Here is a 2523-nt window from a genome sequence, read left to right on the forward strand (position 1 = left end):
CTGCGCAAGCACAAGGATGCCCTGGGTTCTCTCGTCTCGCTGGAGATGGGCAAGATCAAGCCCGAGGGTGATGGCGAAGTGCAGGAAATGATCGATATCGCCGATTTCGCGGTCGGCCAGTCGCGCATGCTGTACGGCTACACCATGCATTCCGAGCGTCCTGGACACCGTATGTATGACCAGTGGCATCCGCTGGGCATCGTCGGCATCATCAGCGCGTTCAACTTCCCGGTCGCCGTTTGGGCCTGGAACGCCATGCTGGCCGCGGTATGCGGTGACATCTGCATCTGGAAGCCGTCGCCGAAGGCACCGCTGACCTCGATCGCGACGATGAAGATCTGCAACGAGGCATTGAAGGATGCCGGCTACCCGGATCTGTTCTTCCTCTTCAATGATGCCGGCACCGATCTGGCCAAGGCGTTTGTCGATGACCGTCGCGTTGCGCTGGTCAGCTTCACCGGCTCGACCAAGGTCGGCCGTACGGTTGGTGAGCGCGTCGCCCAGCGCATGGGCCGCAGCCTGCTCGAGCTCGGTGGCAACAACGCCATGATCGTCGACGATACGGCTGATCTGAAGCTGGCCTTGCCGGCGATCGTCTTTGGTGCAGTCGGAACATGCGGTCAGCGTTGCACGTCGACCCGCCGCTTGTTCGTGCACGAGTCGATCCACGACGAAGTGGTGGCGTCGGTGGTCAAGGCGTACAAGCAGGTCGAAGGCAAGATCGGTGATCCGACCGATGCCAAGACCCTGATGGGCCCGCTCAACAGCCCGGATGCAGTCGAGAACTTCCTCGCTGCGATCGAGAAGGCCAAGTCACTCGGCGGCACCATCGCCACGGGTGGAACGAAGAAGGATGGCAAGGGCAATTTCGTGCTGCCGACCGTAGTCACCGGCCTGAAAAACGACTCTGAGGTCGTGCAAACCGAAACCTTCGCGCCGATCCTCTACGTGATGAAGTTCAAGACGCTGGACGAGGCCATCGCCATGCAGAACGATGTGCCGCAGGGTCTTTCCTCGGCGATCTTCACGCAGAACGTCAAGCACGCCGAGCGTTACCTGTCGTCGATTGGTTCGGACTGCGGTATTGCGAACGTCAACATCGGCACTTCGGGTGCAGAGATCGGTGGCGCCTTCGGTGGCGAGAAGGAAACGGGCGGTGGTCGCGAATCCGGGTCGGACGCCTGGAAGGTCTACATGCGCCGCCAGACCAACACGATCAACTACTCCGACGAGCTGCCGCTGGCCCAGGGCATCAAGTTCGAGTTCTGATCTGGCAAGCAAGCAGATCATCAATGGGGAACCGGTCGCCTTGGCGGCCGGTTTTTTTTCGGGTTGGCATTCCTGATCGGAAGCGATTCCCGCCTTCACGGGAATGACCAGATCCACCAATGCTGAATTTGACCGCCCAATGCGGCCACGCCAAGCCGTCATTCCCGCGAAGGCGGGAATCGCTTCACCTCGTTAAATACTTTCGCCTGTATATCCAATCAGGCTTTCCATGCCGGTGTCCCGACAGTGTGGAACAGACGTTAAACTGCAGCATCGGAGGAAGCCATGAACCCACCTGCAAGAACCAGCGGCACCGCGATTACCAGCCTTGTTTTCGGCATCATCACCTGGGTCGGCCTGCCCTTCATTGGCGCCCTGGTTGCAGTGATCTGCGGCCATCTCGCGCGCAGCGAGATCCGGCGCATGCCGGCGGGTACAGTAGAAGGCGACGGACTGGCCATTGCCGGACTGATCCTTGGCTACGTGCAACTCGGGATGATCCTCCTCGGCATCCTGCTTTTCGTCGGCTTCCTGGTACTGGGATTGGGTATCGGCGGGCTGAACTGAGCCATGTACGGAATCGCCCGATCCCTGCTGTTCTGTCTGGATGCCGAACGCGCACATGATCTCTCGCTCACCGCGATAGAGACGGCGTATCGAACCGGCCTCAATCCGCTGATTGCGACCAGGCCAAAACCCCTTCCGACCAAGGCTTTCGGAATCAGCTTTCCGAATCCGGTCGGCCTTGCCGCCGGACTGGACAAGAATGCCGCGCATATAGACGCACTCGGGGCGCTGGGATTCGGATTCGTTGAAGTTGGCACGACTACACCGCGTGCTCAACCTGGCAATCCGAAGCCGCGCATGTTCCGCCTGCCCGAGCACCAGGCCGTGATCAATCGACTCGGTTTCAACAATGGCGGCGTCGATGCGCTGGTCGCAAACGCCGAACGCTCTCGTTTCGATGGCGTGCTCGGCATCAATATCGGCAAGAACAAGGACACGCCGAACGAGAATGCGATTGATGACTATCTGTTCTGTCTCGAGCGCGTGTATGCACGGGCCAGCTACATTGCGGTGAACATCTCCTCACCCAACACCCAGGGCCTGCGCGACCTCCAGGAAGAGGAAACCCTGCGCCGGTTCATTGGCGGCATCTGCGAAGCCGGCGAGGCGCATGCTTCCCGACATGGCTCGCGCAAGCCGATTCTGCTCAAGATTGCTCCGGACCTGACCGAGCTCGAGCTCGATTCC

General features: G+C 60.2%; 3 protein-coding genes. All 3 read left to right on the plus strand.

Features of this window, described 5'->3' with window-relative positions:
* The coding region (locus tag WBP53_RS03015) for an aldehyde dehydrogenase family protein (protein ID WP_423925796.1) at nucleotides 1–1269 on the plus strand (1269 nt) is incomplete at its 5' end.
* 285 nt (nucleotides 1270–1554) lie between these two features.
* Nucleotides 1555–1836, plus strand: a complete 282-nt coding sequence (locus WBP53_RS03020; RefSeq protein ID WP_423925798.1) for a DUF4190 domain-containing protein — start codon at nucleotides 1555–1557, stop codon at nucleotides 1834–1836.
* 3 nt (nucleotides 1837–1839) lie between these two features.
* On the plus strand, nucleotides 1840–2523 hold a 684-nt coding region (locus WBP53_RS03025), incomplete at its 3' end, for a quinone-dependent dihydroorotate dehydrogenase (RefSeq protein ID WP_423925800.1).

Origin of the sequence: Dokdonella sp. (genome assembly GCF_049593775.1) — a bacterium.
Taxonomy (GTDB): Bacteria; Pseudomonadota; Gammaproteobacteria; order Xanthomonadales; family Rhodanobacteraceae; genus Dokdonella.

Coding starts and splice junctions, on each gene's coding strand:
- WBP53_RS03020 (WP_423925798.1), top strand. CDS start 1,555: ATGAACCCACCTGCAAGAACCAGCGGCACCGCGATTACCAGCCTTGTT.